We start from the raw sequence: 25,048 nt of genomic DNA, 5'->3' as shown, positions 1-25,048 counted from the left end.
TCCGAACCTTCGTATAAAGGGCACGGGGGTGCCGTGTCGGCGCCCCCGTGCCCTCAGGAGGTACGGGACATGCGGCAGACGGCTCCGGAAGGCCGCGGCCCGGTGCGCTACGGCCCTCCCGCCCCCGACACGGGTCTGCCCGTGCTGCCCGGACTCGCCGGGCTCCTCGCCGCCGCCGCCGGACGGACCACCCCCGAACCGCCCGGCGGCGGCCCCGTCCTGCGGGAGGCCGCCTCCGGCTACTGGTGGCGCCGCGGCCTGCGCACCCACGCAGAGGACGTCGTCGCCGGCCCCGGCGCCCCCGCGCTGCTGCTCGCCCTGATCGCCGCCCACGGCGGCGACCTCCTGCTGCCCCGGCCCTGCCCCGCCTGGTGGACCCCGCAGGCCCGCCTCCTGGGCCGCCCGGCCTACCACGTACCGACACCCGCCGAGGCCGGCGGCGTCCCCGACCCGTACGCCCTCCTGGAGACCGTCCGGCGGATCCGGGCCGAGGGCGGCACCCCGCGGGTCCTCCTGCTCTCGGTCGCCGACGACCCCACCGCCACCGTCGCCCCGCCCGAACTCGTCCGCGAGGCGTGCGAGGCGGCCGTCGCCGAGGGACTGCACGTCATCAGCGACGAGACCTGGCGCGACACCCGCCACCGCCCCGAGGACACCGTGCTCCTCAGCCCGGCCGAGATGTGCCCGGACGACGTCACCGTCCTGTCCGACCTCGGCGGCGCGCTCACCCCCGCCGCCTGGCCCTGCGCCGTCGCCCGCTTCCCGCCCACCGACCCGTCCCGCGCCGACCGCTGGACCGACCGCCGGGCTCGCGTGCTCGACGTGCTCACCGCCCTCGGGGCCGTCGTCCCCGGACCGGTCGCCCCCGCCGCCGCGCACGCCCTCGACGAACCCGAGGACGTCACCGTACGGGCCCGGCGCGCCGCCGCCGTCCACGGCCGCCTCGCCGCCGCCGCGCACCGCGCGGTGCTCGCCGCCGGGGCCCTCGCCCGGCCGCCGCAGGCGGGCCGTCACCTCTACGCGGATCTCGGCCCGCTGCGGGCCGGTCTCGCCGCCCGGGGCGTCACCGACTCCCTGGAGCTGGAGAGCCACCTCGGCGCACGCCTCGGCGCCCCGGCGACCGGCGGCCACCGCTTCGGCGACGAACTCGGCGCCCTGCGCGTCCGGTTCGGCACCGGCATGTTCCTCGGGGACACGGCGGAGGAGCGGGCGGAGACGCTCACGGCGGAGAGCCCGGAGACGCTGCCCCACGTGGCCCGGAGACTCGCGGACTTCGGCGCGCTCCTGGAGGAGCTGCGGTGACCGCGCACCGCGTCGCGCGGCCGCCGGGGCGACGGCGGCCCGCACCGGCTCCGGGCGCCGCCCGAGCGGTCCGCATCCGTCGCGCCCCCGCGCCCGTCCGGCCGCCGGGAGCACCGGCCCGGCCCGCGGCCGCCCGCCCCACCGGTCCGCCGCCCGCACCCCCGGAGCGCGCGCCGCGCACCCCACGCGTCCCCCTCTCCGCACGAGCCGCAGCATCCGCGCAGAACGGAGCCCGCAGATGACGGAACGGACGGCACACCCCGCGCGGGCCGCCGGCCCGGCCCCGCACCGGCCCGGCCCCGCCGCGGCCCCCGCCGACACCTCCGTCCTGCACCCGGTGGGACGGCTCCGCCCCGACTGGCCCCGCAGCTTCGCCGATCGGCTCACCGCCCCGCTGCCCGGCGTGCGGGCCCTGGCCCGCCTCGCCCGCGAGGGAGCCGTACGCCCCCGTCCCGAGGGACTCCGCGACATCCCGCTGCTGCCCTACGAACCGGGCCCGCTGCCGCCCGCCGGTCCCGACACCCTCGCCGTCACCTGGGCCGGACACGCCAGTTGGCTGCTGCGCATGGGCGGGCTCGCCGTCCTCACCGACCCGGTCTGGTCCCGGCGCATCTTCGGCACCCCGGCCCGGCTCACCCCCGTCGGCGTCCGCTGGGAGGACCTGCCGCCCGTCGACGCCGTCGTCATCAGCCACAACCACTTCGACCACCTCGACGCCCCGACCCTGAAGCGGCTTCCCCGGCACACCCCGGTCTTCGTCCCCGCCGGCCTCGGCCGATGGTTCACCCGGCGCCGCTTCACCCGGGTCACCGAGCTGGACTGGTGGGAGGCCGCCGAACTCGACGGCGTCCGCTTCGACTTCGTCCCCGCCCACCACTGGTCCAAGCGCACCCTCCTGGACACCTGCCGCTCCCTGTGGGGCGGCTGGGTGCTCACCGACCGGCCGGGGCGGCGCGTGTACTTCGCCGGTGACACCGGGTACGGCCACTGGTTCGCCGAGATCGGCCGCCGGTACCCCGGCATCGACCTGGCCCTGCTGCCGATCGGCGCCTACGACCCCCGCTGGTGGCTCAGCGACGTCCACACCGACCCGGAGGAGGCGGTCCGCGCGCACCAGGACCTCGGGGCGCGGCGCATGGCCCCCATGCACTGGGCGACGTTCGTGCTGTCCTCGGAGCCCGTCCTCGAACCCCTCACCCGGGTCAGGACCGCCTGGGAGCAGGCGGGGCTGCGCCGTGAGGACCTGTGGGACCTCCCCGTCGGCGGCTCGCGGGTCCTCGCGCCCTGACGGACGGGCCCTCCGCCGGCCCGCACCCCGCACCCGCCACACCGCCCCGCGGCCCGGCCGCGGGACGCCCCCTAGCGCTCCTGGACCCCGCCCACCTTCGGGCGCTGCCCCCGCAGCCGCCGCCACAGCCCCGGCACCGCGCTGACCAGCACCGTCAGGCCCACCGCGGCCACCACACCCTGCCACGGCTCCGGGAACAGCGAACCGCCCAGAATCCCGATCACCTGGTACGTCGCCGCCCACGCGAGGCAGGCCGCCGCGTCACCGCGGACGAACCGCCGCAGCGGCATCTCCGCCAGCAGGCACGCCAGCATCACCGGGATCCGCCCCGCCGGCACGAGCCGCGACAGCACGAGCACCGACACCTGGTGCGTGTCCAGCCGCTCCTGCGCGTGCGCGAGCCGATCCGGCGTCACCCGGCCCCGCAGGGCGGCGAGCCACCGCGAGCCGTTGCGCGAGCGCACCCCGCGCTGCCCCAGCCAGTAGAGGACGGTGTCGCCGAGCAGGGCGGCGAACGCCGACACCAGGAAGACGTGGAGCAGTGAGAGCGGCGACGTCTGGTGGAAGGCGACGACCGCCGCCGAACTGACGATCGCGCCCGTGGGCACGACCGGCACCAGCGCGCCGAGTGCCACGAGGAGGAACAGCGAGGGGTAGCCGACCGCCTGCTGCGTCGACTCCGGGGGCAGTTCCCGCACCACCGCCACGACGCCGGTGAGCCCGTCGATCACCGGCCGCCCCCCGGCCGCGCCGCGGGCGCGGACTCCGGCACGGATCCCCTGGGCCCGGCGGTCCCGGCGCCCCCGGCCGCCGCGGTCCGCGCGGCGTCCCGCCGGCTCACCGGGCCACCTCCGGACGCACCCGCTCGCCGTGCGCCAGCAGATGGACCGCCACCTTCGGGGCCAGCCGGGCCGCGTGCCGCACGAACTCGTCGCCGGGCGCGTGGAACTCGTGCGGCCGGACCCCGTCGAGCCCGATCGGCCAGTACGTGCCGTAGTGCACCGGGACCGCCGCCGCCGGCGACAGCGCCGCCAGTGCCTCCGCCGCCCGGCCCGCGTCGAGATGGCCGTGCCCGAGGTACGGACCCCAGCCGCCGACCGGCAGCAGCGCCACGTCCACCGGGCCGACCGCCTCCGCCATCTCGTCGAAGAGCCCGGTGTCCCCGGCGAAGTAGGTGCGGGCCTCGCCCTCGACGACGTATCCGAGGGCGGGGGAGCGGTGCGGGCCGACCGGCAGCCGCCGTCCGTCGTGTCGCGCCGGCACGGCCCGTACCGTGACGCCCTCGACGGTCACCGTGTCGCCCGGCCCCACCTCGGTGAGCCGCAGCCCGTTCGCGTCGAGCCGGCGCAGTCCCGGTACGGCGGCGGGGGCGCCGCGCGGCACGACGAGCCGGGTCCCCGGCGCGAGCCGGGCCAGGGACGGCAGGTGCAGGTGGTCGGAGTGCAGGTGCGAGACGAGGACGGCCTCGGCGGCCGCGGCCTCCGGCGGCGGCAGGGCGCCCCGGCGCCGCCGCAGGTGCGCGAGCCGCCGGGTGAACAGCGGATCGGTCAGGAAGCGGACCCCGGAGTCCTCGACCGTGCAGGTCGCGTGACCCCACCAGGTGACCTCCACCGTCATGCCGCCTTCCGTCGTCGCGGGCTCCGCCCGCCGTCCACCGCCCGTTCGCGGTGTCCGCGCTCGTACCCTCACTCCGTATCGAGGGTAAATGTCCGGAGCGGGCCCCGGAGGATGTTCGGCCGTCCCGTCCCGCAGTAGGGTCGGCGCATGGACGACGTTCGGGTGGCGGCGATCGCCAGCCTCACCCCGCTCGAAGAGCTGGACAGCGACCCCTTCCTCGTGGACACGCGCGGCCAGCACGCGGTGTGCGCCCGCTGGGCCGACGAGCAGGGGTACGTGGTCGCCCGCCGGCTGCTGTTCTACGGGATCCGGCCCGACCACGAGGCCCTGTGGGCGGACGTGGAGGCGGGGGAGGTCGACCTGTTCGTCGCCGCCAACGAGCGGGTCCTCGCACGCGCGTTGACCTCCGTGTCCGGCTTCCGCGCGGAGTGCGCGCGGCGCGGGGTGCGGGTGGAGACCGCCTGCGCCGACGGGCCGGATGGCGAGCCGGAGTACGACGCCGCGGCCAAGGCCGGGGTCCACCGGCGCCTCTCCATGCCCACGGCGGGCTACGACGGCTGCTGACGGCCGCCCGTCCCGCCTCGCCGCCGGTACGGCGACCCGGCGGCCGGGCCTCGGCCCGCCCCGGGGCACCCGGACCCCGCGCATCGCCCGGGACGCGCGCACACGGACCGGCGAACGACCGACGCACCTGACGCACTGCCTGACGCACCCCCTGTCGTACGTCCCGGTGCGCGACCTGACACACCCGCGGCGGTCGCCGCCACCCGTCCTCCGCGCCGACCGGGGGCGTTGTGCCACGCTTGGGGCAGGAAACGGTCGAAAGGTGAAGCGGGCGTGAGTGACGGGCGATGGGGTGGCGCCGAACGCTGGCGGTCCGCGGGCAGGGCCCTGGGGCGGGTGATCGTCGTCTGGGCGGTGTCCACGCTCACGATGCTGGCCCTCGCCGGACTGCTCCCCGACTTCGAGCTGCAGTCCGCCGACGGCGACAGCTTCACGAGGACGGCGCTCACCGCCGCCGCCGCGGCCGGCGCGTTCGGCCTGCTCGGCGCGCTCGTGTGGCCCGCGATCGTCCGCGCCCTGCTCCTCGTGCCCGCCCTCGTCCTCGGCGTCCTGGTCTTCTTCCTCAACGGCTCGATGCTCCTCGTCGCCCTCTGGCTCATCCCCGACGGACGCGGAACCGCCAACCCGGAGACCGCCGTCGTGGTCGCCGCCGTCATGTCCGCCGTCGCCTCCGCCACCTCCACCGGCCTCGCCGTCCGCGACGACGACGCCTACCGGCGCCGGCTCTACCGGCTCACCGGCCGCACCCGCCCCCGGGCCGCCGAGGACGTCCCCGGAGAGGTGCCCGGCACGGTCTTCCTCCAGCTCGACGGCGTCGGCCACCGCGTCCTGCGCGAGGCCGTCGCCGACGGCCTCATGCCCACCGTGGCCTCCTGGCTCGCCGCGGGCCACCGGCTCACCCCCTGGCGCACCGACTGGTCCAGCCAGACCGGGGCGAGCCAGCTCGGCATCCTGCACGGCTCCAACGAGGACGTGCCCGCCTTCCGCTGGTACGAGAAGGACACCGGCCGGCTCATGGTGTCCAACCGCCCGGCGAGCGCCGTGGAACTCCAGCGCCGCGCCGTCACCCGCACCGGCGACGGCGGCCTGCTCACCGTCGACGGGGCCTCGCGCGGCAACCTCTTCAGCGGCGGGGCCGACCAGCTCGCCCTCGTCCTGTCCATGGCCGCCCGGCGCGGCCCGCGCAACCGCTCCCGCGCCGGCTACTTCGCCTACTTCTCCGACCCGGCCAACGCCGTCCGCACCGCCGGCTCCCTCGTCGCCGAATGCGGGCGCGAGGTCTTCCAGTCGACCCGGGCCCGGCTGCGCCGCGAGACCCCCAGGGTCTCGCGCGGCGGCACCTACCCCTTCGTGCGCGCCTTCGCGACCGTCGTGGAGCGGGACGTCGTCGTCTCCGCGGTCATGGGCGACATGCTCGCCGGACGCACCGCCGTCTACGCCGACCTCGTCGCCTACGACGAGGTCGCCCACCACTCGGGCCCGCACGGCCGCGACACCGACCAGGTCCTGCGCCGGCTCGACCGCTCGATCGCGCTGATCGCCACGGTCGCCGAGCATGCCCCCCGCCCGTACCGGATCGTGCTGCTCTCCGACCACGGGCAGAGCCCCGGCGAGACCTTCGAGAGCGCGTACGGGCTGACGCTCAAGGACCTCGTCAGGGCCGGCTGCGGACTGCCGGTGCCGCGCCGGGTGCGCCGGACCCGCAGCGGTTCGGAGGCGCGCGACGCGGCCCGGGACGCGCTGCGCCTCGCGCTGCACCGCCCCCTCGACGAGTCCGGCGCGGCGGGCGGGGCCCGCGAGACGGCGAAGGAGCTGTCGGCCCGGCCCTCCGAGCCGGTCGTCCTCGCCTCCGGCAACCTCGGCCTCGTCTCCTTCCCCGACGTGCCGCACCGCATGACCCGCGAGGAGATCGACCTGCGCCACCCGGCCCTGCTCCGCACCCTCGCCCACCATCCGGGCGTCGGCTTCGTCCTCGTGGCGAGCGCCGAGCACGGCTCGGTGGTGCTCGCCCGCGACGGGGCGGAGGTGCCCGTCGCGGGCCTCGACGACGCGGGCCCCCTCGCCGCCTTCGGTCCCGGCGCGGCGCGGGCGGTGCGGCGCACGGACGGCTTCCCGCACGTCGCGGACATCATGGTCAATTCGATGTACGACCCGGCGACCGGCACCGTGCACGCCTTCGAGGAGCAGATCGGTTCGCACGGCGGCCTCGGCGGGGAGCAGTCGCGGCCCTTCCTCCTCTCGCCCCCGGAGCTGTCGCCGCCGGTCGGGGCGGGGGAGGAGCTGGTCGGCGCGGAGCAGGTGCACCGGGTGCTGCGGCGCTGGCTGCGGGAGTGCTCGGGTCCGCAGGTGCCCCTGGCGGCGCCGCCGACGGCGGAGGAGGACGCGGCACTCCACCGCCCGGCCGACCGGCCGGTCGCGCAGGACGAGAACCGCTGAGGGGACGTCGCCGGGGGGAGCCGCGGCGGAGCCGGCCGGCCCGCGGCTGTGCGGTGAACCGGTGAATCAGGGCTCCCATCCGTAGGCCGCTCGGGCGGATCCCGGACCGGGCGCGCGTGTCGGCACCCCTGCGGGGCAGTACGGATCTCCGTGAGCCCCGCGTCCGAACCGCCCGCCGCTCCCGCCGCCCCGGCGGGACGCCCGGCGCGCGCGAGGGCCGGTCGCACGAGGGCCCATTGCGCGGGGGCCGGCGGCGCGGAGCTCGGTTGTCCGAGCCCCGGGTGCGTGCGGCCCGGGTCCGCGGGGCCCGGGTGCGCAGAGCCCTGGTGGGCGATGCCCGGGGGTGCGAGGCGCGGGTGGGCAGGACCCGGTCGTGCGACGCCCGGTCGTGCCTCACCGCGCCCGGTCACCTGCCGGACCGGCGGGAGCGGGCCGCGGGCGACCGGCATCCCGCGGCGCCACCGCCGCCGCGGAGCGGGCCGGCCCCTCCGGATCGTGCTGCTCCTCGTCCTCGTCGCCCTGCTCGGCACCGGCGTGGCCGGTGTCCTCACCGGCGGGACCGAACTCCGGCCCGCCGCCGCCTCCCCGGCCTCCGACCCGGGCGGCGAGACCCACGACCCGGCCGCCACCGAGGCGGGACTGCCCGGCCGCTCCCGCCGGCACCGGACGGGCCTCCGCCCGGTCCGGCGCCCCGGCCGCCACCGGCCCGGCGCGCGGAACCCGCGCCGCGTCCCGGCCCCCGCCCCCGTCCCGGCCCCGCGCGGCGACGCGCTCCGGTGCGTGGTGATGCGCTGCTGAGAGGCCCGAACCTCCCCGCAGCCCCCCATCACCCCCGCACCACGAGGAGCTTCGCCATGCCCGTCGACCCGTTCGCCGTCCTCCAGGCCCTGGTACGCGCCGAGGCCTCCCGGGCCCAGCGCCCCGAACGCACGACGCCCGACTCCGCCGCCGACCCGGCCGCCGAACCCGGCCCGGCCCCCGCCCCCCAGCCGCCCGCGTACCGGGACGAACCCCTGCGCTGATCCTCCGTCACGCCCCGACGCGGGCCACGGCGAAACCCGATTCCGAACCGGTGTACGGACGTGCGAGGGTGTTCCGATGACCTCGACCGACCGGAACACCGGCCCCGATCGGTCCGCCGGACCCGCGTCCGGCGTCGAGTGGCGGGCGGTCCCGGGTCCCGGGGCCGCCGCCCCTCCCCGTCCGCCGCTCCCGCGCCGCGCCGCCCACCGGCTCCTCGCCTTCGCCCGCCGCCCCTACTGGGACCGCCCGGACCCCTCGTACCGCATCCGCCGCTGGCCCGACCTCACCGCCCTCTGCCTCGCCACGGTCTTCTTCTGGACGAGCCTGACCCCGTCCCTGGTGCCCCGGCCCTGGTACCTCCAGGGACTCGTCGGCGGGATCACCGCCGTCATCGGCTACGCCCTCGGCTCCGGACTCGCCTGGCTGTACCGGGCCCTCGCCCCCTGGCGGCCGCCCGCCCGCGTCCGGACCCGCTGCTGGCAGGCGTACTGGCTGCTCAGCCCGGTCCTCGCCGTGTGGTTCATCTCCGAGAGCGCCCGGATGCAACGTCAGCTCCGCGTCCTCCAGGACCTCCCGCCGGCCCTCACCTGGCACACCCCGATGATCGCGCTCATCGCCCTCGGCCTGCTGCTCGCCGCGCTCCTCGTCGCCCGGGCCGTACGCCTCGGCTCCGTCGCCCTGATACGGCAGCTCGGCCGGCTGCTTCCCCGGCCGCTCGCCTTCGCCGTCGGCGCGCTCGTCTCCACCCTCCTGGTCCTCGTCGGCGTCCGCGACATCGTCTTCGACCGGGGCGTCGTCGACCTCGCCGACCGGATCGCCGAGGCCACCAACGACGGCACCAAGGACGGCATCCGGCGCCCCGCCTCCCGGCTCGTCTCCGGCGGCCCCGGCTCCCTGATCCGCTGGGAGGACCTCGGCTACCAGGGCCGCAACTTCGCCGGCTCCACGCCCACCGCAGCCGCCCTCGGCGCCTGGACCGGGCGGCCCGCCCTCGCCCCCGTCCGCGTGTACGTCCCCTCCGCGCCGCCCGCCGCGTTCGACGACGAGAGTCCCTTCGCCGCCCAGGCCCGCCTCGCCGTCCGCGAACTCGACCGCACCGGCGCCTTCGACCGCGCCGTGCTCGCCGTCGCGGGCACCACCGGCACCGGCTGGATCGACCCGAACGTCACCGAGGCCCTGGAGTACATGTACGGAGGCGACACCGCGATCGTCGCCGTCCAGTACTCCTACCTCCCCAGCTGGGTGTCCTTCCTCGTCGACAAGGAGAAGGCGGGCCGGGCCACCCGGGCCCTCCTCGACGCCGTACGCGCCCGCCTCGACGCCCTCCCCGCCGCCCAGCGGCCCCGGCTCGTCGTCACCGGGGAGAGCCTCGGCGCCTACGCCGTCGAAGCCTCCTTCGACGGCCCCGACGACCTCCTCGCCTCCACCGACGGAGCCCTCCTGATGGGCGCCCCCGACTTCTCCCCGATCTCGCGCGAGATCCGCCGCGACCGCGACCCCGGCAGCCCCGTCTGGCGCCCCCAGTACCGGGGCGGCACCCACATCCGCTTCGCACAGTTCCCCGAGACCGACCTCGCCCGCCCGGCCGCCGCCGGGGAACACCCCCGCGCGGTCTACCTGCAGAACGCCTCCGACCCCGTCGTGTGGTGGTCGCCCGACCTCCTCCTCGAACGGCCGGCCTGGCTCGACGAACCCCTCGGCCCCGACATCACCCCCGAGATCACCTGGTTCCCCTTCGTCGCCTTCTGGCAGACCTCCGTCGACATGGCCGTCTCGTACGGGGTCGGCGCCCCGCACGGCCACCGCTACGGAGCGGGGGCCGTCGACGGCTGGGCCGCCGTCCTGCCGCCGCCCGGCTGGACGACCGCCGACACGACCCGGCTGCGCGCCCTCATCGGCGACCGGGCGGCGGCGTACTGAACCGCCGACACGGCCCCGGGCCCCTCGGGGGCGGGGCGCCGCCCGCATTACCCCGCACGTAATCGACCCCCGGCCACCCCCGGCGGCATGCTCGGGAGCACCGGGACCCGGGCGGCGCACTCCGCCCGGGCTCCGGGCCACCACCAGCCCGAACGTCCCCCCATGGAGGGTGATCCGCCATGTCCCAGGCCCTGCTCGCCGGTCTCGCCCGCACCAGCCGCCCCCAGTCCGCCGTGCGCAGGTTCCTCGCCCTCGACGCCGTCGTCACCGGGGCCAACGGAATCGCCTACGCCGTCGCCCCCGGCCCGCTCGGGGAGTTCCTCGGGGTCGACGCCGACCTGCTGCGCATCCTCGGTCTCCTGCTCGCCCTGTACGCCGCCGGGGTCGCCGGGCTGGCGAGCCGGCCCCGGCCGCCGGTGCTCGGCGTCAAGCTCGTCGTCGACATCAACGTGCTCTGGGCCGTCCTCAGCCTCGTCGCCCTCGCCGTCTGGCTGGAGCCGACCACCGCCGGCCTCGTCTGGACCCCCCTGCAGGCCGCCACCGTCGCCGGCTTCGCCCTCGCCCAGTGGGTCGCCCTGCGGGCCGTCGCCCGGACCCCCTAGGCGTCGAACGCGGGAAGCGACCGGAGATACGCCACCGTCGCCGGGTCGGCCGGGAGGAACGTCTCGATGGCCAGCTCGGCGACCGTCACGTCCAGCGGGGTGTTGAACGTCGAGATCGACGACACGAACGACAGCACCCGCCCGTCGTGCTCGATCCGCAGCGGCAGCGCGAAGTACGGGTACACCTCGTCCGGCCCCGGAGCGGTCGACCCGGGCCCCTCCTCCGAGCCCGGCGGCTGCGGATACGCCACCACCTCCTCGTACAGCGCGCGCAGCGATTCCGAGCGGGCCAGCGCGATCTGACGCTCCATCTGGTGCAGCAGATGCCCGCGCCACTCCGGCAGGTTCCTGATCCGGGGCGCGAGACCCTCCGGGTGCAGCGTGATCCGCATGGCGTTCAACGGCGGCGTCAGCAGGTGCTCCGGCAGCCCGTCGAGCAGCAGTCCGAGCGCCCGGTTCGCGGCCACCACCGTGTACGAGCCGTCCACCACGAGCGCCGGATACGGCTCGTACCCCTGCAGGAGCTGCTCGATGCCCACCCGCAGCGTCTCCAGACGCGGGGCGTCCATCGGCGACTCCGCGTAGCGGGGCGCGTAACCCGCCGCCAGCAGCAGCGCGTTCCGCTCCCGGACCGGCACCTCCAGGTGCTCGGCCAGCCGCAGGACCATCTCCTCGCTCGGCCGGGACCGGCCCGTCTCCACGAACGAGATGTGCCGCGCCGAGGAGTCCGCGCGCAGCGCCAGCTCCAGCTGGCTCAGCCTCCGCTGCTCCCGCCAACCGCGCAGCAGCGGACCCACTCCCGTGTCGCTCACCACCGTTGTCATGGCCAGACGGTATCCCAGAGGGGGACCCGGGTAGTTTCCCCCGGAGGCCCCAGTCAGCCACCCGCGCCACCCGACCGGAGGGAGCACCGCCGTGCCCACACAGCCGCTGTCGCAGAAGGAGATCGAGGACCGACTGCGGGAACTCCCCGGCTGGTCCGTCCAGGACGACCGGCTCACCCGCGAGTACCGGCTCGGCGACCACTTCGCGGCGACCGCGCTCGTCGTCCACGTGGCCCGCATCCAGCAGGAGCTCGACCACCACTCCGATCTGACCCTCGGCTACAACACCGTCGCCCTGTCGGTGCACACCCACTCCGCCGGCGGCGCGCTCACCGGGAAGGACTTCGAACTCGCCGAGCGCGTCGAGGGGATCGCCCCCGGCCACGGGATCGCCTGACCGGCGGTCACGCCCCCGGCCGGGGACGGCCACCCGCCCCTCCGACGGTCGTGCCGCACCCCTCGTACGATCGTCGTCATGGCGGAGACCGTGCTCGACTACGAGACCGAAGCGGCGCACTACGACCGGACCCGGGGCGGGGTGCCCCGGGCCGCCGCCGCGGCCGGGGCCGTGCTGCGGCTCGTGCCGCCCGGCGCCCGGACCCTGCTCGACCTCGCCTGCGGCACCGGCCTCGTCACCGAACGCCTCACCCGCCCCGGGCTGAGCGTCCTCGGGGCCGACGCCGCCCACGCCATGCTGCGGGTCGCCGCCGGCCGGGCACCGGGCCGCGTCCTGCGCGCGGACGCCCGGCGCCTGCCGCTGCCCGGCGCCTCCCTGGACGCGGTCGCCGCCGTCTGGCTGCTGCACCTCGTCCCCTTCGCCGCGGAGATCGTCGCCGAGGCCGCCCGCGTCCTGCGCCCCGGCGGGGTCCTCGTCGCCACCGTGGACAAGGACGCGTCCCACGACGTCGGCAGCGACATCGACGCGATCCTCCGCCCGCACCGCTCGGCCGCGACGGCCTCCGACCGGGGCGACCTGGTCGTCCGGTACGCCGCCGCCCACGGACTCGCCGCCGCCCCCGGGACCGGCTTCACGGGCCACGGCCAGGGCGCCACCCCGCGCGACACCGTACGGAAGCTGCGCGCCGGGTACTTCGCCTCCTGGTTCCCCGGCGACAGGGCCGCAGTCGAGCGGCTCGCCGCCGCCCTCGCGGCCCTCCCGGACCAGGACCGCCGCCGGCCCGACCCCCGGTACCGGCTGGCCTGCTTCGTCCGGCAGCGCTGAGCACGACGGACGGCGCGGCACACGGAGCGCCCGGATCGAGCGGGCTGCCGGAGGACCGGCCCGCACCGCTCCGGGCCCGCGCCGCTCCCCAGCCCGCGGCCTGCCCCGGCCGCCCGTCGGCGGTGCCGGGCGCTTTCAGGACCGCCCGCTCGCCCAGGTCGCGTCCGCGAACTCCGCGAAGGAGCGCGGCTCACGGCCCAGGACCCGCTTCACCCCGTCCGTCACCGAGGCGTTGTGGCCGTCGAGGAGCGTCGCGAACAGGGCCGCGAGCCACCGCGCCTCCGGCTCCGGCAGCCCGAACGCGGTGAGCATCCCGGCGTAGTCGGCCTGCGACACCGGCTCGTAGACCACCGGGCGACCCGAGGCGCGCGCGATCTCCGCCGCCACCTCCGCGAAGCCGATCGGACGGGGCCCCGTCAGCTCGTGCACCAGACCCGCGTGACCGCCCGTCGCCAGGGTCTCGACGACCACGTCCGCGAGGTCGTCGAGATCGACGAACGGCTCCGCCGTGTCTCCCGCCGGGAAGACGACCGCACCCTCCGCGACCCCCTCCGCGAGCAGCCCCTCGGAGAAGTTCTGTGCGAAGAACGCGGCCCGCACCACCGTCAGTTCCACGCCGACGGCCGCCGCCCGCAGGGCCTCCTCGGCCACGACCGCCTCCGGCTCGCCCCGGCCGGACAGCACCGTCACGCGCCGCACGCCGTGCTCCGCGGCCAGCCGGCCGAACGTCTCCATCGCCCCGACCCCGCCCGGCGCGGCCAGATCCGGGTAGTAGGCCACGTACGCGGCGTCCGCGCCCCGCAGCGCCGGACCCCAGGTCTCGGGCGCCTCCCAGTCGAACCGGGTGGCGCCGCTCCGCGACCCGGCCCGGACGACCGCCCCACGCGCCGTCAGCCGCTCGGCCACCCGGCGTCCCGTCTTGCCCGTGGCACTCGTCACCAGGACGGTGCCGCCCCGCCCGCCGGTGCCCTGCTCGTTCCGCGTGTCGTTCGTCTGCTTCGTCATGGGTCAAGACTCCCGCCCGGGACGCCCCCCGCCCATGCGGGGCCGTCTCGCGCACCTGTGTCTCCGTCTCACGCACCCGCTCAGGCCCTGCCGTCGGGCGTCCGCCGCCCTCGTGCGACGAGGGGAGTTCGACGACAGGTCCTACCCTGTTGCCCCATGGACGCACTCGCCGGACTCCTCGACGGACCCCGCGCCCGGGGCGCCTTCCTGCTCCGCATGGTCATGGAGCCGCCGTGGTCGGTGCGCATCGAGGACGGCGCACCGATCTGCGTGATGTGCGTGACCGCGGGCGAGGCCTGGGTCGTCCCCGACACCGGGGAGGCCGTTCCGCTGAGGCCCGGGGACATCGCCGTCGTCCGGGGCCCGGCGCCGTACACGGTCGCCGACGTCCCCGACGCCCCGCCCCGGGCGGTGATCGGGCCCGACGGCGTCTGCACCACCCTCAGCGGGGAGCCGCTCGCCGACAGCATGCGGCTCGGCGTCCGCACCTGGGGCAACGCCTCCGACGGCGGCACCACCGTCCTCGTCGGCACCTACCGGATGGACGGCGAGGTCGGCCGCCGGCTCCTCGACGCCCTGCCCGGGCTGATCCACCTCCCCGCGGACGCGTGGAACTGCCCCCTCATGCCGTTCCTCGGCGAGGAGATCGCCCGCGACGAACCCGGCCAGTCCGTCGTCCTCGACCGGGTCCTCGACCTGCTGCTCATCTCCGGCGTCCGCGCCTGGTTCTCCCGGCCCGGGGCCGAGGCCCCCGCCTGGTACCGGGCCATGGGCGACCCCGTCGTCGGCCGCGCCCTCCGGCTGCTCCAGGACGACCCGGCGCACCCCTGGACCGTCGCCTCGCTCGCCGCGAAGACGGGGGTGTCCCGGGCCGCGCTCGCCCGCCGCTTCACGGAACTGGTCGGCGAGCCCCCGATGGGCTACCTCACCGGCTGGCGGCTCGCCCTCGCCGCCGACCTGCTGCGCGACAGCGACGCCACCGTGGAGGCGGTCGCCCGGCAGGTCGGCTACAGCGGTGCCTTCGCACTGAGCGCCGCCTTCAAGCGGGTCAGGGGCGTCAGCCCGCAGGAGCACCGCGCCGGGGCGTGACCAGGACCCGGAACAGCAGGTCGGAGCGGGCCGGCCGGCCCGAGCGGGTCCCGGGTCCGCGTGCCCCGGGGCGGGCCCGACGTCCCGGAGTATGACGATCGGAGCAACAAAGGATCGAATTTCTTGCCGGATCGGCAACCCTTCTCGCGCTCGCCGCGGACGGACCGCACGCTGGACCCATGAGCCAGCACACCGCAACGCACCACGGCCACGCCCACGGCGACGGGCACGGCCACCAGCACACTCCCGGTGACCCGCACAGCACCGGGCACCAGCACCGCCCCTGCTCCCACCACAGCGGAGCCCCCCTCGACTGGAACGAGATCGCCCCGCTCCTGGAGCAGCAGGCGGAGACGGAGAGCCCCGCCTACGCCGACGCCGCCGCCTGGCTCGGCACCCTCGCGCCCGTGCAGGGCGTCCGCCGGGTCCTGGACGTGGGCAGCGGTCCCGGTGTCGTCACCGGGGTCCTCGCCGAGGCCTTCCCCGCGGCGGAGGCCGTCGCCGTCGACGGCTCCCCGGAGCTCCTGGCCCGCGCCCGGGAGCGCGCCGGGGAACGCGGACTCGGCGCGCGCGTCTCCACCCTGCACACCGAACTCCCCGCGGGCATCGCCGAGCTGGGCAAGGCCGACCTGATCTGGGCGGGCAACTCCCTGCACCACATCGGCGACCAGCGGGCCGCGCTCGTCGAGTTCGCCGGCCTGCTGAACCCCGGCGGTCTGATGGTGCTCGTCGAGGGCGGGCTGCCCGCCCGGCACCTGCCCTGGCACATCGGCTTCGGCCGGCCCGGCCTGGAGGCGCGCCTCGACGCCGCCAACGCCGACCGGTTCGCCGAGATGCGGGCCGAGACCCCCGGGCACAAGGACGAGCCGGACGACTGGCGGGCCCTGCTCGCCGACGCGGGCCTCACCCCCGCCGGCACCCGCACCTTCCTCACCGACGTCCCCGCGCCGGTGTCCCCGGTCGTCCGCGGCCTGGCCCTCGCCCACTTCGCCCGGGTCCGGGACGGCTTCGACGACCGGATCGACGCGGAGGACCGCGCGGCCCTCGACCGGCTCCTCGACCCGGCCGACGACCTGTCGCTCCACCACCGCACGGACCTGTTCTACCTGGCGGCCCGCACGGTCCACACCGCCCGCAAGGGCTGAGGACCGCGCGGCCCCCGCCGCGCCGTCCGCCGGAGGGTCAGGACACCGGCTCCAACCGCCACCACTGGAACGGGGAGTCGGTGTCCTCCCACTGCCGCACGTTGCCGCCGTCCTCCTCGGAGGCGTCGGCCACCTCCAGGAACAGCCCGCTGATGAAGCTCACCAGCGCGACCGTCCCGGGCGACTGCAGGTCCTGCTCGATGATCCACTCCTGCGCGCCGAAGTTGTTCGCCTTCCACTGCTGGATGTCGGCGCCGTTCTCCGTGGAGGCGTTGGCGACGTCGAGGCGCTTGCCGCTGGCGGCGTTGACCAGGTGGTAGAGCCCGCCGCCGTTCGGCACGGCCGTGATGTGCCAGTGCTGGCCGGGCGTGCCCCGCTCGGTGCCCTGCTGCACCTTGGCACCGCTGCGGCCCGACCCCTCGTACACCTCGAGGAGCAGCCCGCTGGCCACGTTCCGCACCCGGTACAGACCCTCCTCCACGGGCACCGGAGAACCACCACTCACCGCATCGACTCCCTCGCTCGCACCCGCGACCCGCCCGCACCGGCCGGCTCCGCGGTCCTCCGCCGACTCTATGCCGGGGGTACGACAGCGGCGCCGGGGCCCGGAAGGACCTCGGCGCCGTTGTCGTACCGCGACCGGTCAGGCGGCGAACTCCGCCGGGTCCGGGCCCAGCCGGCGGTCCTCGTCGAGGGCGGCGATCGCCGACAGGTCCTCGGCGTCCAGCTCGAAGCCGAAGACGTCGATGTTCTCCCGGATGCGGGACGGGGTGACCGACTTGGGGATCACCACGTTCCCCAGCTGGAGGTGCCAGCGCAGGACGACCTGGGCCGGGGTGCGCCCGTGCTTGCGGCCGATCGCGATGATCGCCGGCACGTCCAGGAGCCCCTTGCCCGAGCCGAGCGGCGACCACGCCTCGGTCGCGATGCCGTGCCGGGCGTGCACCTCCCGGGAGGCCTGCTGGGAGAGCTGCGGGTGGAGCTCGATCTGGTTGACGGCCGGCACGACGGAGGTCTCGCCGACGAGCCGCTCCAGGTGCTCCGGGAGGAAGTTCGAGACGCCGATCGCCTTGGCGCGGCCCTCCGCGGCGATCTTCTCGAACGCGCGGTACGTGTCGACGTACGCGTCCTTCGAGGGGACCGGCCAGTGGATCAGGTACAGGTCGACGTAGTCGAGACCGAGCTTGTCGAGCGAGGCGTCGAAGGCCTTCAGGGTCGAGTCGAAGCCCTGGTCGCTGTTCCACAGCTTGGTCGTGACGAACAGGTCCTCGCGGGGGACCCCGGACGCGGCGAGGGCACGGCCGGTGCCCTCCTCGTTCTCGTAGACCGCGGCGGTGTCGATCGAGCGGTAGCCGGCCTCCAGGGCCGTCGCCACCGCGGTCTCGGCCTCGGCGTCCGGCACCTGCCAGACGCCGAAGCCCAGCTGCGGCATCCGCACGCCGTTGTTCAGGGTGACCTGGGGAACCTTGCTGTCCGTGCTCACGTGGAGGGGATCCTTCTCTTCTCGCGGGTCGTGCCTGACTTCTCCCACCTTCAATGATCCGGGAGGCTCGTGCATTCCGTACGCGGATCCCGGCCTCCGGGGCGGGCCCGGAGCCGTACGGCGGACACGGCCCCCCGGCGGGACCGGGGGGCGGGCGTCCGCGGTGCGGCCGGGCTCAGCCGTAGAGCGCGGCGACCTCCGCCGCGTACGCCCGCTCGATCGCCTTCCGCTTGAGCTTCAGCGAAGGGGTCAGCAGCCCGTGCTCCTCGCTGAACGGATGCGCCAGGATCCGGAAGGTGCGGATGGACTCGGCCTGCGAGACGAGGGTGTTCGCCGCCACCACCCCCCGCCGGATCTCCGTCTCCAGCGACGGATCGCGGACCAGCTCCGCGGGCGAGAGCGGTGCCCGTCCCTGCATGGCCAGCCAGTGCTCCACCGCCTCCTGGTCGATGGTCACCAGGGCGGCGATGTACGGCCGGTCGTTGCCGACGACGATGCACTGGGCGATCAGGGGATGCGCCCGGACGCGTTCCTCCAGGGCCGTCGGCGCGACGCTCTTGCCGCCCGAGGTCACCAGGATCTCCTTCTTCCGCCCGGTGATCGTCAGATAGCCGTCCTCGTCGAGGGAGCCCAGGTCCCCGGTGGCCAGCCAGCCGTCGTTGAGGACCGCGGCGGTGGCCTCGGGGGCGTTGAGGTAGCCGGAGAACACCTGGCCGCCGTGGAGCCACACCTCCCCGTCGTCCGCGATGTGCACCGTGGTCCCCGGCACCGGCTGGCCCACCGTGCCGTACCGCGTCCGCTCCGGCGGATTGGCGGTCGCGGCCGCGGAGGACTCGGTCAGGCCGTACCCCTCGAAGACCGTGACCCCGGCGCCCGCGAAGAACAGCCCCTGCCGGCGGTCCATCGCGGAGCCGCCCGACATCGCGTGCCGGAGGCGTCCGCCGAGGGCGGCGCGGACCTTCGCGTACACCGTCTTCTCGAAGAACTGGTGCTGCACCCGCAGGGCCGCCGACGGCCCCGGCCCGGTGCCGAACGCCCGGTGTTCGAGGGCCTCCGCGTACGCGACCGCGACCTCGACCGCCTTGTCGAACGGACCGGTCTTCCCCTCCCGCTCGGCCTTGCGCCGCGCCGCGTCGAAGACCTTCTCGAAGACGTAGGGGACGGCCAGCACGAAGCTGGGCCGGAAGGCGGCGAGGTCCGGGATCAGTTCCGCCGCCGCCATCACCGGCTGGTGCCCGAGCTTCACCCCGGTGCGGACCGCCGCCACCTCCACCATCCGGCCGAAGACGTGCGCCAGCGGCAGGAACAGCAGCGTCGACGCCTCCTCGCCCGGCCGGGAGCGGAACACCGACTCCCACCGGCCGACCAGCATGTCCGTCTCGAACATGAAGTTGGCGTGGGTGATCACACAGCCCTTGGGACGCCCCGTCGTCCCCGAGGTGTAGATGACGGTCGCCACCGTCTCCGGGGTCACCGCCCGCCGGTGCCGGTGCACCACGTCCTCGCCGATGTCCGCCCCGGCGGCCGTCAGTTCGGCCACCGCACCCGCGTCCAGCTGCCACAGCCGCTGGAGCCGCGGCAGCCGGTCGATCACCGAGCCGATCGTCATGGCGTGGTCCTCGTGCTCCACCACGCAGGCCGTGACCTCGGAGTCGTAGAGCATCCAGAAGACCTGCTCGGCGGAGGACGTCGGGTAGACCGGCACGGGCTGCGCGCCGACGGCCCACAGCGCGAAGTCGAAGAGCGTCCACTCGTACCGGGTGCGGGACATCACGGCGACCCGGTCGCCGAACCGCACCCCCTCCGCGATCAGGCCCTTCGCCAGACCCAGGACCTCGTCCCGGAACCGCACGGCCGTCACGTCCCGCCACGCGCCGTCCGGCCCCTTCCGGCCGAACGTCACCCGGTCCGGCTCCGCCAGGGCACGCTCGAACACGGGGTCCGCCAGACCGCCGACCTGAGGCGCCGCCGCGACGGGCGGCACGGTGAACTCGCGCACTGACCTGCTCCTCGACGGCTCGATGGCTGGAAAAGCTCGTTGTAGCGCTCCGTACGGCGCGGGTGACGGTACCCCACCCGACTGCCCGGCGGGAGGGCCTTCACCAAGCCGGGACATTCCGTGTTCGCACAGGTCAGGGCGGGTGGGCGAACCAAGTCGCGGATGCCGCGGGTGCGTTACCGACCACCCGGTACGTCGACCGGGCGGGAATCTCCACGGAATCTGTACGGACCACTCACGCCCCGCCACCCGACGCGCCACCCCGCCTGCACCTGGACCCGCCGCCCCACGACGGCCCGACCATCCCCGCAGCGCCCGTACCGCGGCCCCCGCGGCTCCCCGGCCGCGCCCCGGAGGCGGCCCGGCCGAGCCCCGGAGGCCGACCCGGCCGCGGCTCACCGCCCAGGTCGCACCGCCCCGGTCAGCCCGGTCAGCCCGGCCGGTGCAGCCGGTCGCCGCCCGCCAGGATCGCCTCCGCCAGCGCGTCCGCCGCCTCCTGCGCCGCCCCGCCCCGCCGCCCCGCACGCAGCACGAAGCCGACCTCGCCGAGCTCCGGCAGCCCCGCCCGCGCCGGCACCGGCACCAGCCCCGGAGGCACCAGCCCCCGCGTGTGCGCCATCACCCCGAGCCCCGCCCGCGCCGCCGCCACGTTCGCGCTCAGGCTGGAACTCGTGCACGCGATCCGCCACGCCCGGCCCTGCGCCTCCAGGGCCTCCAGGGCCCGCGCCCGGGTGATCCCCGGCGGCGGATACAGGATGAGCGGCACCGGACGGTCGGGATCCAGGCGGAGCCCCGGCGCCCCGATCCAGATCAGGGAGTCCTCCCAGACCAGCCGCCCCTCGCTCTCCCCGCCGCGCCGCTTCGCCAGGATCAGATCCAGCCGCCCCGCGGCGAGCCGCGCCTGCAGCGTGCCGGACAGCTCCACCGTCAGCTCCAGATCGACCTCCGGGTGCTCGCGCCGGAACGACTCCAGGATCTCCGGCAGCCGGGTCGTCACGAAGTCCTCCGACGCCCCGAACCGCAGCCGTCCGCGCAGCCGCGTCCCGCCGAAGTACGCCGCCGCCCGCTCGTGCGCCTGGAGGATCGTGCCGGCGAAGCCGAGCATCGCCTCGCCGTCCTCGGTCAGCGCCACCCGATGGGTGTCCCGGGTGAACAGCGGCCGGCCCGTCGCCCCCTCCAGACGCCGCACGTGCTGGCTCACCGTGGACTGCCGCAGCCCGAGACGCTCCGCGGCCCGGGTGAAGCTCAGCGTCTGGGCCACGGCGAGGAAGGTGCGCAGATGCGCGGGCTCGTACACAGGACGACCGTAACCCCTGCCACGCCCTTCATCGCGCATCGCGATGACAGTCAGAGGACTGTGCGGGATTCCCGATCACCGGACCGTGGGCCAGGATGGACGGGCGCGACACCCCCGCACAGAGCAGTGGAGCCCATGACCGCCCGTACGCCCGCCCGCCCCCCACGCCACACCCCGGCCGGCACACCGCGCCGCATCCTCCGGCTGCCGTCACGGCTGCCCGTCGACGGGTACATCCTGGCGCTGCTCGGCACGGTCGCCCTCGCCGCGCTCCTCCCCGCCTCCGGCACCGCCGCCCACGTCGCGGAAGGCGCCTCCACCGGCGCCGTCGCCCTCCTCTTCTTCCTCTACGGGGCCCGGCTCTCCACCCGCGAGGCACTCGACGGCCTCAAGCACTGGCGACTCCACCTCACCGTCCTCGCCGGCACCTTCCTCCTCTTCCCCCTCCTCGGCCTCGCCGCCCGCGGCCTCGTCCCCACCGTGCTCACCCCGCAGCTCTACAGCGGCCTCCTCTTCCTCTGCCTCGTCCCCTCCACCATCCAGTCCTCCATCGCCTTCACCTCGATCGCCCGGGGCAACGTCCCCGCCGCGATCTGCGCCGGCTCCTTCTCCTCCCTCGCCGGCATCGTCCTCACCCCGCTGCTCGCCGCACTCCTCCTCGGCGGCAGCACGGGCGGCCTCTCCGCCGACGGACTCCTGAAGATCGTCCTCCAGCTCCTCGTACCGTTCCTCGCCGGACAATTCCTGCGCCGCTGGGTCGGCGGCCTCCTCACCCGCCACAAGAAGGTCCTCGGACGCGTCGACCGGGGCTCGATCCTCCTCGTCGTCTACACCGCCTTCAGCCAGGGCATGGTCGCCGGCATCTGGCACCTGGTGACCCCCGCCCGGCTCGGCCTCCTCCTCGCCGTCGAGGCCGTCCTGCTCGCCGCGATGCTCGCCCTGACCTGGTACGGAGCCGGACGCCTCGGCTTCGGCCGGGCCGACCGCATCGCCATCCAGTTCGCCGGCTCCAAGAAGAGCCTGGCGGCCGGACTCCCGATGGCCAGCGTCCTCTTCGGCCCCCAGGCCGCCCTCGCCGTCCTCCCCCTCATGCTCTTCCACCAGATGCAGCTGATGGTCTGCGCGGTCATCGCGAAACGCCGCGCCCGCGACCCGGAGGACGCCCCCGGGACGGAAGGGACCCCCGTGGCCCCCGCCGTAGGCCGGATCACACCCGCACCGACCACTGGATGATCATTCCGGCCGCTACGGTGCTCCCATGCCCGCACTCGATCCCGGCCGCACCGCGCTCGTCCTCGTCGACCTGATGGACCGCATCGTCGCGCTGCCCCTCGCACCCCGTCCCGGCACCGACGTCCTCACCGCCGCCAGCCGGCTCGCCGACACCTTCCGGGCCGCCGGCGCGCCCGTCGTCCACATCCGGGTCGAGCGGCCGAACGTCGCCGCCCAGCCGCCCGGCAGCGATCTCGTCGCCGGCCTCGTCCGGGACGGCGAGCCCGTCGTCGTCAAACGCACCATCGGCGGCTTCCAGGACACCGGACTCCACGAGCTCCTCACCGGGCTCGGCGCCACCACCCTCGTGTTCGGCGGCATCGCCACCAACCTCGGCGTCGAGTCCACCGCCCGCGCCGCCGGCGACCTCGGCTACGACCTCGTCTTCGCCGAGGACGCCATGAGCGCGCTCACCGCCGACGAACACCGCGCCTCCGTCGACCTCGACTTCCCGCGCCTCGGCACCGTCGCGCCCGTCGCCGCGATCACGCTGGACGGCCCCGAGTGACCCCCGCCCCGATACGCTACGGGGCCCGCCCCTGCTCCCTGGTCGTCTGCCGCGGCTGCTGCTGCGGCGACGCCCGCAAGAACCCCGGAACCGACCACGCCGGCCAGCTCACCCGCCTCCGGGAGGCCGCCGCGGCCTCCGGCGGCCGGCTCGCCGTCCGGACGAGCGACTGCCTCGGCCCCTGCGCCCAGGCCAACATCGTCGTCGTCCAGCCCTCCACCGAGGGCCGGCGGCGCGGCGGACGGGCCGCCTGGGTCGCCTTCACCCTCGACCAGGACTCCCTCGACGACATCCTCGCCTGGACGGCCGCCGGCGGCCCCGGCATCGCCCCGCCCCCCGCCACCCTCGCCCTCCAGATGATCGACCCGCCCAAGAACTGACCCCGGCCCGCGCCCCACGTGGAGCCGTGGGGCCCGTGGGGCGCCAGGGCCCTTGTCACGGTCGGCCAAGGGGTACGGGGGAATCTTGGTGGTTTACGTCACCTGTTACCCATCAGTCGCTGGCAACACTGGGACATCCTGCCGGACGATCGAACCACCGAGGGGGTCCCGGGATGACGGGCACTCGCATTGCCGCGCTCGGGCACTACCAGCCCGCCAAGGTGCTCACCAACCACGACCTCGCGGAGTTGGTCGACACCGACGACGCCTGGATCACCAGCCGGGTCGGCATCCGCACCCGCCACATCGGCGGCCCCGACGAACCCGTCGACGAACTCGCCGCCCACGCGGCGGGCAAGGCCCTCGCCACCGCCGGGCTCACCCCCGACGACATCGACCTCGTCCTCGTCGCGACCTCCACGGCGATCGACCGCTCGCCGAACACGGCCGCCCGCGTCGCGGCCCGCCTCGGCATGACCTCGCCCGCCACCATGGACCTCAACGTGGTCTGCGCCGGGTTCACCCACGCCCTCGCCACCGCCGACCACGCGGTACGGGCCGGCGGATCCCGCCGCGCGCTGGTGATCGGCGCCGACAAGATGAGCGCCGTGGCCGACTGGACCGACCGCACCACCTGTGTCCTCGTCGGGGACGGGGCGGGCGCCGCGATCGTCGAGGCCGTGGACGAGGAGACCCCGGGAGCCGCCCGGGGCGTCGGCCCCGTCCTCTGGGGATCGGTCCCCGAGATGGGCCACGCCGTCCGCATCGAGGGCACCCCGCCCCGCTTCGCGCAGGAGGGCCAGAGCGTCTACCGCTGGGCCACCCAGCAGCTGCCCGCCCTCGCCCGGCAGACCTGCGAGCGCTCCGGCATCGCCCCCGAGGACCTCGCGGGCGTCGTCCTGCACCAGGCCAACCTGCGGATCATCGAGCCGCTCGCCGCGAAGATCGGCGCCGTCAACGCGATCGTCGCCCGCGACGTCGTCGACTCCGGCAACACCTCGGCCGCGTCCATCCCGCTGGCCCTCGCCAAGCTCGTCGAACGCGGCGAACTCGCCTCCGGCGCACCGGTCCTCCTCTTCGGCTTCGGCGGAAACCTCTCGTACGCGGGCCAGGTCGTCCGGGTGCCGTAGGCCCCCGGGAGTGCGCCACCGCTGCCGTTCCGTCCGCCCGGCGGCGGCATGCCCCGTTCGGCGGAGCCCGGTGGCGGCCCGCCCCCGGCGCGCCTAGCTTCGATCGCGGTGAGGGTTGTCGCATTCCGGGCACGGAATCGCTCCGTGACCGACCCTCCCGCGATCTGGAGGACCGTCATGCGTGCGATACGTGCCGCATCCGCCGCCCTGCTGAGCGCCGCAGCCCTCGCGGCCACGACCGCGCCGGCCGCGTTCGCGGGCCAGGACGACCACGGCATCACGTCGTTCGGCTTCTCCGTCAGCCCCGAGACCGTCGCCCCCGGCGGCACCGTGACGCTCACGTCCGACGGCTGCGAAGAGCCGTCGGTGACCGTCACCTCCGGCGTGTTCGACACCGTCACCCTCGACGAGGGCCGGTCCGGCAGCGCCACCGTCGACCTCGACGCCAAGTCCGGGACCCAGTACCAGATCACCTTCGACTGCAAGGGCGAGCGCGGCACCGCCACCCTGACCATCGCCCAGGGCAAGCCCGACGGGAACACCCCGGGGCACCACGAGACCGTGCCGCCCGGAGCGCACAAGGGAGTGAAGGCGGGCTACGGCACCGCCGCCGCCTCCGGCGCCGAGAGCGAGGGCCTCGGCGTCACCGAGGTCGTCACCGGCGTGCTGCTCATCGTCGGGGCGCTCGGCGCCGCCGTCGTCCTGACCCGCCGCCGCGGCACGGGCGGCGGCGCCTGACAGCCGGGACCCAGGGGGCCCGAGACGGCCCCTCCGACCCGGTGTGACGAGGTCCGGGACGGAGGGGCGCCACCACCACCGGCGGCGCCCGCGCACGGGCGCCGCCGGCCGGACCCCCGGGTGCGCGACCGGGGCGCGCCCGCGCACCGGAGCCGGCGGGACGGCACGACAACGGCGCCGACGGAACGGGCCGGCGCGGAGGGC

Annotated in this window: 25 protein-coding genes; 17 read left to right on the top strand and 8 right to left on the bottom strand. The window is 75.9% G+C overall.

The features are described 5' to 3' along the window. The first annotated feature begins 69 nt into the window (after nucleotides 1–69). Entirely contained in the window at nucleotides 70–1,302 is a 1,233-nt protein-coding gene (locus ACF09E_RS10860) for an aminotransferase class I/II-fold pyridoxal phosphate-dependent enzyme (RefSeq protein ID WP_392204841.1), read from the top strand. 238 nt (nucleotides 1,303–1,540) lie between these two features. Then, on the top strand, nucleotides 1,541–2,590 hold the full coding sequence (locus ACF09E_RS10855) for an MBL fold metallo-hydrolase (RefSeq protein WP_392204840.1): 1,050 nt from the start codon (nucleotides 1,541–1,543) through the stop codon (nucleotides 2,588–2,590). 71 nt (nucleotides 2,591–2,661) lie between these two features. Here the strand turns inward: ACF09E_RS10855 and ACF09E_RS10850 are convergent, their stop codons facing one another. Together ACF09E_RS10850 and ACF09E_RS10845 are read right to left on the bottom strand one after the other, a co-directional pair. Beyond that, entirely contained in the window at nucleotides 2,662–3,321 is a 660-nt protein-coding gene (locus tag ACF09E_RS10850; protein WP_392204839.1) for a DedA family protein, read from the bottom strand. Nucleotides 3,322–3,427: 106 nt separating this feature from the next. Continuing rightward, entirely contained in the window at nucleotides 3,428–4,207 is a 780-nt protein-coding gene (locus ACF09E_RS10845; protein ID WP_388795954.1) for an MBL fold metallo-hydrolase, read from the bottom strand. Nucleotides 4,208–4,354: 147 nt separating this feature from the next. On the opposite strand from ACF09E_RS10845, the gene ACF09E_RS10840 reads away from it, so the two are divergent. From ACF09E_RS10840 to ACF09E_RS10815, 6 genes are all read left to right on the top strand, one after another. Beyond that, on the top strand, nucleotides 4,355–4,771 hold the full coding sequence (locus ACF09E_RS10840; protein ID WP_392204838.1) for a hypothetical protein: 417 nt from the start codon (nucleotides 4,355–4,357) through the stop codon (nucleotides 4,769–4,771). A 273-nt stretch (nucleotides 4,772–5,044) separates the two neighbouring features. Then, entirely contained in the window at nucleotides 5,045–7,207 is a 2,163-nt protein-coding gene (locus tag ACF09E_RS10835) for a phage holin family protein (RefSeq protein WP_392204837.1), read from the top strand. A 495-nt stretch (nucleotides 7,208–7,702) separates the two neighbouring features. Further along, nucleotides 7,703–8,005 (top strand): hypothetical protein, encoded by a 303-nt coding sequence (locus tag ACF09E_RS10830; protein WP_392204836.1) that lies wholly within the window; start codon nucleotides 7,703–7,705, stop codon nucleotides 8,003–8,005. A 56-nt stretch (nucleotides 8,006–8,061) separates the two neighbouring features. Next, a complete protein-coding gene (locus ACF09E_RS10825; RefSeq protein ID WP_392204835.1) occupies nucleotides 8,062–8,229 on the top strand; it encodes a hypothetical protein in 168 nt (55 codons plus the stop codon). Nucleotides 8,230–8,305: 76 nt separating this feature from the next. Continuing rightward, nucleotides 8,306–10,150 carry an alpha/beta hydrolase gene (locus ACF09E_RS10820; RefSeq protein WP_392204834.1) on the top strand — a complete coding sequence of 615 codons (1,845 nt, stop codon included), beginning with the start codon at nucleotides 8,306–8,308 and terminating at the stop codon, nucleotides 10,148–10,150. A 179-nt stretch (nucleotides 10,151–10,329) separates the two neighbouring features. Further along, nucleotides 10,330–10,752: a hypothetical protein gene (locus ACF09E_RS10815; RefSeq protein WP_392204833.1), complete on the top strand. Its 423-nt coding sequence runs from the start codon at nucleotides 10,330–10,332 to the stop codon at nucleotides 10,750–10,752. Here ACF09E_RS10815 and ACF09E_RS10810 read toward each other — a convergent pair. Next, nucleotides 10,749–11,576 carry a helix-turn-helix domain-containing protein gene (locus tag ACF09E_RS10810; protein WP_392204832.1) on the bottom strand — a complete coding sequence of 276 codons (828 nt, stop codon included), beginning with the start codon at nucleotides 11,574–11,576 and terminating at the stop codon, nucleotides 10,749–10,751. The genes ACF09E_RS10815 and ACF09E_RS10810 overlap by 4 nt on opposite strands. A gap of 91 nt (nucleotides 11,577–11,667) precedes the next feature. On the opposite strand from ACF09E_RS10810, the gene ACF09E_RS10805 reads away from it, so the two are divergent. Beyond that, nucleotides 11,668–11,973: a 4a-hydroxytetrahydrobiopterin dehydratase gene (locus ACF09E_RS10805; protein WP_392204831.1), complete on the top strand. Its 306-nt coding sequence runs from the start codon at nucleotides 11,668–11,670 to the stop codon at nucleotides 11,971–11,973. A 78-nt stretch (nucleotides 11,974–12,051) separates the two neighbouring features. Continuing rightward, nucleotides 12,052–12,798, top strand: coding sequence for a class I SAM-dependent methyltransferase (locus ACF09E_RS10800; protein ID WP_392204830.1), 747 nt, complete (start codon nucleotides 12,052–12,054; stop codon nucleotides 12,796–12,798). Between the two features lie 135 nt (nucleotides 12,799–12,933). On the opposite strand, the gene ACF09E_RS10795 is transcribed toward ACF09E_RS10800, so the two are convergent. Then, nucleotides 12,934–13,803 carry an NmrA family transcriptional regulator gene (locus tag ACF09E_RS10795; protein ID WP_392204829.1) on the bottom strand — a complete coding sequence of 290 codons (870 nt, stop codon included), beginning with the start codon at nucleotides 13,801–13,803 and terminating at the stop codon, nucleotides 12,934–12,936. Between the two features lie 156 nt (nucleotides 13,804–13,959). Between ACF09E_RS10795 and ACF09E_RS10790 the strand changes: the two genes are divergently transcribed. Further along, nucleotides 13,960–14,892 carry an AraC family transcriptional regulator gene (locus tag ACF09E_RS10790; protein ID WP_392204828.1) on the top strand — a complete coding sequence of 311 codons (933 nt, stop codon included), beginning with the start codon at nucleotides 13,960–13,962 and terminating at the stop codon, nucleotides 14,890–14,892. A gap of 179 nt (nucleotides 14,893–15,071) precedes the next feature. Continuing rightward, nucleotides 15,072–16,037, top strand: coding sequence for a class I SAM-dependent methyltransferase (locus ACF09E_RS10785; protein ID WP_392204827.1), 966 nt, complete (start codon nucleotides 15,072–15,074; stop codon nucleotides 16,035–16,037). A 37-nt stretch (nucleotides 16,038–16,074) separates the two neighbouring features. Here ACF09E_RS10785 and ACF09E_RS10780 read toward each other — a convergent pair whose 3' ends face one another. From ACF09E_RS10780 to ACF09E_RS10765, 4 genes are all read right to left on the bottom strand, one after another. Then, a complete protein-coding gene (locus ACF09E_RS10780) occupies nucleotides 16,075–16,542 on the bottom strand; it encodes an RICIN domain-containing protein (RefSeq protein WP_392204826.1) in 468 nt (155 codons plus the stop codon). A 138-nt stretch (nucleotides 16,543–16,680) separates the two neighbouring features. Then, nucleotides 16,681–17,469: an aldo/keto reductase gene (locus tag ACF09E_RS10775; RefSeq protein ID WP_392205016.1), complete on the bottom strand. Its 789-nt coding sequence runs from the start codon at nucleotides 17,467–17,469 to the stop codon at nucleotides 16,681–16,683. A 226-nt stretch (nucleotides 17,470–17,695) separates the two neighbouring features. Next, complete coding sequence (locus ACF09E_RS10770) at nucleotides 17,696–19,519, bottom strand: AMP-dependent synthetase/ligase (RefSeq protein WP_392204825.1); 1,824 nt, start codon at nucleotides 19,517–19,519, stop codon at nucleotides 17,696–17,698. 430 nt (nucleotides 19,520–19,949) lie between these two features. After that, the gene (locus ACF09E_RS10765; RefSeq protein ID WP_392204824.1) at nucleotides 19,950–20,816 is read right to left on the bottom strand and encodes a LysR substrate-binding domain-containing protein; all 867 of its coding nucleotides are present in this window, start codon (nucleotides 20,814–20,816) and stop codon (nucleotides 19,950–19,952) included. A 135-nt stretch (nucleotides 20,817–20,951) separates the two neighbouring features. On the opposite strand from ACF09E_RS10765, the gene ACF09E_RS10760 reads away from it, so the two are divergent. From ACF09E_RS10760 to ACF09E_RS10740, 5 genes are all read left to right on the top strand, one after another. Continuing rightward, a complete protein-coding gene (locus tag ACF09E_RS10760; RefSeq protein ID WP_392204823.1) occupies nucleotides 20,952–22,049 on the top strand; it encodes a bile acid:sodium symporter family protein in 1,098 nt (365 codons plus the stop codon). Nucleotides 22,050–22,074: 25 nt separating this feature from the next. Continuing rightward, the gene (locus tag ACF09E_RS10755; protein ID WP_392204822.1) at nucleotides 22,075–22,596 is read left to right on the top strand and encodes an isochorismatase family protein; all 522 of its coding nucleotides are present in this window, start codon (nucleotides 22,075–22,077) and stop codon (nucleotides 22,594–22,596) included. Further along, entirely contained in the window at nucleotides 22,593–22,976 is a 384-nt protein-coding gene (locus tag ACF09E_RS10750) for a (2Fe-2S) ferredoxin domain-containing protein (RefSeq protein WP_392204821.1), read from the top strand. Before ACF09E_RS10755 ends, ACF09E_RS10750 begins: the two co-directional genes overlap by 4 nt. Nucleotides 22,977–23,149: 173 nt before the next feature. Further along, a complete protein-coding gene (locus tag ACF09E_RS10745; protein WP_392204820.1) occupies nucleotides 23,150–24,106 on the top strand; it encodes a beta-ketoacyl-ACP synthase III in 957 nt (318 codons plus the stop codon). Nucleotides 24,107–24,283: 177 nt separating this feature from the next. Next, entirely contained in the window at nucleotides 24,284–24,844 is a 561-nt protein-coding gene (locus ACF09E_RS10740; RefSeq protein ID WP_392204819.1) for a hypothetical protein, read from the top strand. Nucleotides 24,845–25,048 lie beyond the last annotated feature (204 nt).

Source organism: Streptomyces sp. NPDC014891, from assembly GCF_043081085.1.
In the GTDB taxonomy this organism is placed as follows: Bacteria; Actinomycetota; Actinomycetes; order Streptomycetales; family Streptomycetaceae; genus Streptomyces.
This window is presented reverse-complemented; position numbering and strand designations above follow the sequence as displayed.